The following is a 7,294-nucleotide window of genomic DNA, read 5'->3' as shown; positions in this document are numbered from 1 at the left end:
AACGGGTCCGGCGCCGTATTGCGTGGGTGCCGCTCAGTCCCTAACGGAGCGGGTCAAGCCTAGGAGCCGGGCGAAGATGCCTTCGCCGTCGTCGGCGATGCCGTCATGGTGGAAGTCCGCGGACTCCCAGACCTGCAGCCCGCGGACGGCCGCGGCCGTCCCCAGCGAGAGCTCGCGGTCAACGTAGATGTCGTCGGTGTACACGGCCGCGGCCACCGGCACAGTGTTGAGCGCGAGCTGTTCGGCATCGTAGAGCGGTGGCCAGTCGTCCTTTTCGGCGAGGAGCCGGGCCACGTTCCGCAGCGGGCGGAGGGCGGGGTCCTGCTCGAAGTACCAGGGATAGACCATTTCGCCGGTGAGCAAGGGCTCGGGGGCGTCCGGGGAGAACTCCGGGAAATCCTGCAGCACCCGCCAGGCGGCCCAGTCCGTGGACTCGCCCTGGCCGTAGATGGATTCGTGCATCAGCGCGTACAACGGATTGGCGGAACGTGACACGAGGCCGCGGACCTGCTCCAGGAAGGCGTCCGAAAGCCGGTCGCCGCCGGGAGTGCCGACGAAGGCGTCCTCCAGCAGGTGGTGCAGGGCGTCCACCCGCGTGTTTCCGCCCAGGAAGGATCCGACCATCTGGAAGCGTTCCACGGTGAGCCGTTCGCCGTCGGGCAGGAATTCCTCCGTGTCGCGGAGGTGCCGGGCGATCCGGGTGACCGCCGCACGGTCCTCGGGGTACCGTCCAAAGTACTCGGCGTTGCGGGCCGCGACCCGCTGGAAGGTGGCCTGGTAGACGCTGTCAGCGGGCCCCGACAGCGGGGCCAGGCCACCCGTGATCAGCGCCTCGCGCAGGCCGTCCGGGGCGAAGGAAAGGTACGTGAGGGCGCAGAAGCCGCCGTAGCTCTGGCCGTAGACCGTCCACGGCCCGGAGCCCAGGGCCAGCCGGATGGCCTCTGCGTCGGCGACGATCGAGTCCGCCCGGAAGTGCGCCAGGTAGCCCGCCTGGTCGGCGTCGTTCCCGCGCAGCGGCAGCGTGTTGCGGTCGATCGGCGCGGATAAGCCGGTGCCGCGCTGGTCGAGCATGAGGATGCGGAAGTCCTTCGCGGCGGCCTTGCTCCAGCCGCCGAGCGCGGGAAGCCGGTTGCCGCGCCCGCCCGGGCCGCCCTGCAGATAGAGCACCCATGGCAGCTGCTCGGCCGCTTCCTCGCTGTGGTCCGCGGAGACGTACTCGCGGGCGAAGACGGTGATGGTCTCGCCGGCCGCACCGCTGAAGTGGTCCAGCGGCACTTCGAAGTAGTGCTCCGCCGTGCGCATCCCGCGATAGGCATGCCGCGACTTGATGGTGTGCGGGACCGTTGGCTGCGCCGCCTCCAGCAGGTGCGCCCGGGACAGGGCAGCAACTGCCCGGTCAGCCACGGGCCTGGGCCTTGCGGGCGCCGCCGAAGGCTTCCAGCGCCTCGCCGGTGAGCCGGAAGGTGGACCATTCCTCCATCGGGTTGGCGCCCAGTTTCTTGTAGAAATTGATGGAGGGCTCGTTCCAGTCGAGGACGCTCCATTCGACGCGGGCGTAGCCGCGGTCGACGGCAGTCTCGGCCAGGTACTGCAGGAGCGCCCTGCCGTGGCCTTCGCCGCGGGCCTCCGGGCGCACGTAAAGGTCCTCGAGGTAGATGCCGTGGACACCTTCCCACGTGGAGTAGTTCAGGAACCAAAGGGCGAACCCCCGGACCTCGCCGGCCTCGTTCTCGGCCATTGCGGCGAACACCCGCGGGTTCTCGCCGAACAGGACCTCGCCAAGCATCTCCGGGGTGTTCCGGACGGCGTCCGGCTCCTTCTCGTAGAGCGCCAGGTCGTGGATCATCTGGAGGATTGCGGGGACATCGTTCGCCGTGGCGGGCCGGATTACACTCATTATTCGAGTTTACTAGGGCCGCCTACAGCCGGTTGACGTCCGTTACGCGTACGACGGCGGTGCCGGTCTCGTCCGATGCCGCGAGGTCCACCTCCGCGGAGATACCCCAGTCGTGGTTGCCGGCCGGGTCCTCAAAGATCTGCCGGACCTTCCACAGGCCGGGCACCTCAGTAATCATCAGCAGGCCCGGGCCGCGGGCGTCCGGGCCGGTGCCGATGTCGTCGTGTTCGTCGAAGTAGTCATCCAGCACGTCCTCCCAGCGTTCAGCGTCCCAGCCGGAGCCGGAATCGAGATCGCCCAGCGCGGTGGCGTCCTCGTCCGCGAAGAGCTCCACCCGGCGGAACATCTCGTTGCGGACCATCACGCGGAAGGCGCGGACGTTGGACGTGAGCGACGGGGGCGGGGGCGGCGGGGCGTCGTGCGGCGTCGGGGCCTTGCCGGAGGTGAGCTCCTCCCATTCGTCGAGGAGGCTGGAGTCGACCTGGCGGACCAGCTCCCCGAGCCACGCGATGAGGTCCTCGAGGTCCTCCCGGAGGGCGTCCTGGGGGACGGTCTGCCGCAGCGCCTTGAAACCGTCGGCAAGGTAGCGCAGCACGATCCCCTCGGAGCGGGCCAGTCCGTAGAACTGGACGAACTCGCCGAAATTCATGGCGCGTTCGTACATGTCACGGACGATGGACTTGGGCGCGAGTTCGAAGTCGCCGATCCACGGGGCGGCCCGGCGGTAGACGTCGAAGGCCTCGCCGAGGAGCTCTGCGAGCGGCTGCGGGTAGCTGACGTCGTCGAGCATGGCCATGCGCTGGTCGTAGTCGATCCCGTCGGCCTTCATCGCGGCGACGGCCTCGCCGCGCGCCTTCTTCAGCTGCGCGGACAGGATCTGCCGGGGCTTCTCCAGCGTCGACTCGATGACGGACACGACGTCCAGGGCGTACGACGGCGACTCCGGATCCAGCAGCTCCAGCGCCGCGAGGGCAAAGGGGGACAGCGGCTGGTTCAGGGCAAAGTTGGCCTGCAGGTGGACGGTCAGACGGACGGTGCGGCCGTCGGTGCCCTGTTCCTGAAGCGGGATCCGCTCCACGACACCGGCTGCCAGGAGCTCACGGTAGATGCCGAGGGCCTTCCGCATGAGCTGCAGCTGGGAGGACCGGGTCTCGTGGTTTTCGGTGAGCAGCCGGCGGGCGGCCTGGAACGGATCGCCCGGCCGTTCCATCAGGTTCATCAGCATCGCGTGGGTCACGGTGAAGCTGGACGTCAGCGGATCCGGGACGGACTCCACCAGGCGCTTGTACGTCGGTTCGCCCCAGGACACAAAGCCCTCCGGCGGCTTCTTCTTGACCACCTGGCGGAGTTTCTTCTGGTCGTCACCGAACTTGGCCGTGGCCTTGGCCATCGCCTTGACGTTCTCGGTGACATGTTCCGGGGCCTGCACGACGACGGTCCCTGCGGTGTCGTAGCCGGCCCGTCCTGCGCGGCCGGCAATCTGGTGGAATTCGCGGGAGTTCAGCAGCCGGGTGCGGACGCCGTCGTACTTGCTCAGCGCCGTGAGCAGCACGGTGCGGATGGGGACGTTGATGCCCACACCGAGCGTGTCGGTCCCGCAGATGACCTTGAGCAGGCCGGCCTGGGCGAGCTGCTCCACGAGCCGGCGGTACTTAGGCAGCATGCCGGCGTGGTGGACGCCGATGCCGTGCCGGACCAGCCGGTTGAGGGTCTTGCCGAAGCCGGCGGCGAAGCGGAAACCGGCGATGAGCTCGGCGATTTTGTCCTTCTCCTCGCGGGTGCAGACGTTGATGCTCATGAGGTTCTGGGCCCGGTCGATCGCCTCCACCTGGCTGAAATGCACCACGTAGACGGGCACCTGTTTCGTGGCGAGGAGTTCCTCGAGTGTCTCGTGCACGGGCGTCTGCTCGTAGTAGTAGTGCAGCGGGATGGGCCGCTCCACCGAACTCACGGTCGTCGTCGGGCGGCCGGTCAGCCCGGTGATGCCGGCTTCGAAACGGCTGACGTCGCCAAGAGTGGCGGACATCAGCAGGAACTGCGCCTGGGGGAGTTCCAGCAGCGGGACCTGCCAGGCCCAGCCGCGCTGCGGGTCGGAGTAGAAGTGGAATTCGTCCATGATGACGGCGCCGAGCTCGGCGGCGGCGCCTTCGCGGAGGGCGATGTTGGCCAGGATCTCCGCTGTGCAGCAGATGATCGGGGCATCCTGGTTGACGCCGGAGTCGCCGGTGATCATGCCGACGTTCTCGGCGCCGAAGATCTCGCACAAGGCGAAGAATTTCTCCGAGACGAGGGCCTTGATCGGTGCGGTGTAGTAGCTCCGCTGGCCGCGGGCCATGGCCTGGAAGTGGACCGCGATCGCGACGAGTGATTTTCCCGATCCGGTGGGGGTGGCCAGGATGACGTTGGCGCCGGAGGCAAGCTCCATGATGGCCTCGTCCTGGGCCGTGTACAGGGCCAGTCCGCGGGTTTCCGTCCACTCGACGAAGCGGGTGTAGAGCTCGTCAGGGTCGAGGCCGGTCCGGCCTGGGACCCGGGCGGCCGGGGCGGGGAGCTGATCAACAAGTTTCATTGCTCACCAGCTTAGTAGCCGGCGCCGCGGTAGGGTCGCGCGCCTCCTTGGCCGCTGTGCCGGCTGGGGTTAGGCTTCGGAGGGCATCGTTGCCGGTGACGGGAGGAAAGCCGTGAAATGGGATCCCGCCAAGTACGTGCAGTTCGGGGACTACCGGGACAGGCCGTTCTTTGACCTGGCTGCCCGGGTCCACGCGGACGCTCCCCGGCACGTCGTCGACCTAGGCTGCGGTCCGGGGAACCTGACGGCCACCCTCGCCGAACGCTGGCCCCTGGCAATGGTCACGGGCCTGGACTCCTCAGCGGAGATGCTGGCCCAGTCCGTGGCCTATGCGGACCAGCTCCCCAATCTCTCGTTCAGCCAGGCGGATATCGGCGGCTGGATGCCCTCCCACGACACCGACGTCGTTGTCACCAACGCCGCCCTCCAGTGGGTCCCCGGCCACAGGGACATGCTGGCCCGTTGGCTCGCCGCGCTCAGGCCCGGAGCCTGGTTCGCGCTCCAGGTGCCCGGCAACTTCAACTCACCCTCGCACACGCTGATGCGCGGGCTTGCGGAGTCCGGAGCGTGGGCGGGCCGGCTCGCCGGGGTGCTGCGCCACGATGATGTTGTGGGCGGGCCGGATGACTACCTGAACATCATGCTCGACGCCGGCTGCGATGCGGACGCGTGGGAGACCACCTATTTCCAGCTTCTGCCCGGTCCGAACCCCGTGCTGGAGTGGGTCCGAGGCACCGGACTCCGGCCGGTTCTCGCCGCCCTGTCCGCCGCGGATGCCCGTATGTTCGAGGCCGAGTACTCGGCCTTGCTGGCGGAGGCCTACCCGGCCGGCCCGCACGGCACGGTGTTCCCTTTCCGCCGGATCTTTGCCGTGGCCCGCAAGCGGGAATGATCCGCACGGATATCCGGACCGGCGGACGACCCGGAACCGTGTGACAACGAAGCACTGTGTGAGCGTGGTTAGAATGTCGGGGCAGCGTGGGGGCGGCTGCCGTGCACTATCCCGATCCGTGCCCTGATCTAGCGATGGAGGTTCGGTGCTCATTGGCCTGACGGGCCGGCTGTTGGCCGCCCACAAAGGTACCGTGCTGGCCATTGTGGCCCTGCAGCTCGTGCAGACGACGGCCACCCTCCTCCTGCCTACCCTGAACGCGGCCATCATCGACAGCGGGATCGTCGTTGGCGATGTCCCGGTGATCCTGAGGCTGGGTTCCTGGATGGCCGCGATTGCCTGTGTGCAGGTTGCGGCGGCCATCGGCGCCGGCTATTTGGGCGCTGCTGTGGCGATGGAGCTTGGCCGGAAACTGCGGGAAGAACTGTTTGCGAAGGTGCAGTCCATGTCCTCCCAGGAAGTCGGCGCGTTCGGCGCTGCCAGCCTGGTGACACGGGCCACCAACGACGTCGCGCAGGTCCAGAACCTTGTCGTCCTCGTTTTCACGATGCTGGTCGCAGCGCCTGCCATCTTCATCGGCGGCATCGTGCTCGCCTTGCACCAGGACATCGCCCTGTCCGGCATCGTCGTCGCGGTAATTCCGGTGCTTGCGGTCATCATGGTCCTGATCGTGCGCCGCCTCGTTCCTCTCTACCGGCAGGGCCAGGAACTCATTGACCGGATCGGCCGGGTGCTGCGTGAGCAGATCATCGGCGCCAACATCATCCGGGGCTTTGTGCGGCAGGGGCACGAAATCCGGCGCTTCGACGGTTCCAACAAGGAACTGACCCGGAACAACCTGCATTCCGCGCTGCTGGTTGCCGGGATGATGCCGCTGATTATGCTCGTGGTCAATCTCTCCTCCGTGGGTGTGGTGTGGTTCGGCGGCCACCGGATCCAATCCGGTGAGATGCGGCTGGGCGCCCTGACAGCGTTCATCGCCTATATCCTGCAGATCCTGATCGCGATCATGATGGCGATGTACGTCTTCATGACAGCCCCCCGCGCGGCTGCCTGCACGGAACGAATCCAGGCGGTCCTCGACACGGCTCCGGCGATTACGGACGGCCCGGGGGGTGTTGCGCCCGAGGGCAACGCCGTGGAGTTCCGCAACGTGTCCTTTGCCTACGCCGGCGCCGAGGCACCTGTCCTCGACGGCGTCAGCTTCACAGCCGTTCCCGGGACCGTGACGGCGGTCATCGGCGCGACAGGCAGCGGCAAAACCACCTTGCTGAACCTGCTGCCCAGGTTCCTGGAGGCCACCGGCGGCGCCATCAGCATCAGCGGACGCGATGTGCGCAGCCTGTCCCTGGCAACGCTGAGGAACCTGATTGCAGTCGTTCCCCAACACTCCTATTTGTTCTCCGGGACGCTCGCCGGGAACCTGAGGATGGCCGCGCCGGAGGCTACGGACGAGGACCTCTGGAAGGTGCTGGGAAGCGCGCAGGCCGAGGAATTTGTCCGGAAGCTGCCGCAAGGGCTGCAGTCACCGGTGAGCCAGGGCGGCACGAACTTTTCCGGCGGCCAGCGGCAGCGCCTGTGCATCGCCCGGGCCCTGCTTCGCGAGGCGCCCGTGTACTTGTTCGACGACAGTTTCTCGGCGTTGGACTACGGCACCGACTACCGGCTCCGCGAGGCGATGGGGCCACTGCTGCGCACGGCCACCGTCCTGATCGTCGCCGAACGGGTGGCCACGATCGTGGACGCGGGGCTGATCCTGGTCCTGGAGGACGGCCGGCTCGTGGCGCAGGGAACACATCAGCAACTGATGGAGTCGTCGCCGAGCTACCAGGAGATCGCTGCCTCACAGCTCGTGCTTGAGGAGACCCTGTGACCCCGGAACCGGCGCTCGGCGCCGGGACGGACACCCCCACAAGCGCCGACGCCCGGGACCAGC

The 7,294-nt window shown here is 67.7% G+C and carries 5 protein-coding genes; 2 read left to right on the top strand and 3 right to left on the bottom strand.

From position 1 onward, the window contains the following. Positions 1–33: 33 nt before the first annotated feature. The 3 genes from K789_RS0105540 to K789_RS0105530 form a co-directional block, all read right to left on the bottom strand. Positions 34–1,302: an alpha/beta fold hydrolase gene (locus K789_RS0105540; RefSeq protein ID WP_084507284.1), complete on the bottom strand. Its 1,269-nt coding sequence runs from the start codon at positions 1,300–1,302 to the stop codon at positions 34–36. 94 nt (positions 1,303–1,396) lie between these two features. Next, positions 1,397–1,897 carry a GNAT family N-acetyltransferase gene (locus K789_RS0105535; RefSeq protein WP_024365893.1) on the bottom strand — a complete coding sequence of 167 codons (501 nt, stop codon included), beginning with the start codon at positions 1,895–1,897 and terminating at the stop codon, positions 1,397–1,399. Positions 1,898–1,919: 22 nt separating this feature from the next. After that, positions 1,920–4,466, bottom strand: coding sequence for a DEAD/DEAH box helicase (locus K789_RS0105530; protein ID WP_024365892.1), 2,547 nt, complete (start codon positions 4,464–4,466; stop codon positions 1,920–1,922). 112 nt (positions 4,467–4,578) lie between these two features. Here K789_RS0105530 and K789_RS0105525 point away from each other — a divergent pair, with 112 nt between their 5' ends. After that, positions 4,579–5,358, top strand: coding sequence for a trans-aconitate 2-methyltransferase (locus K789_RS0105525; RefSeq protein ID WP_024365891.1), 780 nt, complete (start codon positions 4,579–4,581; stop codon positions 5,356–5,358). Positions 5,359–5,503: 145 nt separating this feature from the next. After that, on the top strand, positions 5,504–7,231 hold the full coding sequence (locus K789_RS0105520) for an ABC transporter ATP-binding protein (RefSeq protein ID WP_024365890.1): 1,728 nt from the start codon (positions 5,504–5,506) through the stop codon (positions 7,229–7,231). Positions 7,232–7,294: the final 63 nt, after the last annotated feature.

The sequence above is a fragment of the Arthrobacter sp. TB 26 genome, from assembly GCF_000427315.1.
Lineage (GTDB): Bacteria > Actinomycetota > Actinomycetes > Actinomycetales > Micrococcaceae > Arthrobacter.
Note: the sequence above shows the minus strand (reverse complement) of the source record. Positions and strands in the feature narration are given on the sequence as shown.

Bases quoted from the DNA above. Each gene is read 5' to 3' on its own strand.
- K789_RS0105540 (WP_084507284.1), bottom strand. From the start codon at position 1,302: ATGCGCACGGCGGAGCACTACTTCGAAGTGCCGCTGGACCACTTCAGC.
- K789_RS0105535 (WP_024365893.1), bottom strand. From the start codon at position 1,897: ATGAGTGTAATCCGGCCCGCCACGGCGAACGATGTCCCCGCAATCCTC.
- K789_RS0105530 (WP_024365892.1), bottom strand. From the start codon at position 4,466: ATGAAACTTGTTGATCAGCTCCCCGCCCCGGCCGCCCGGGTCCCAGGC.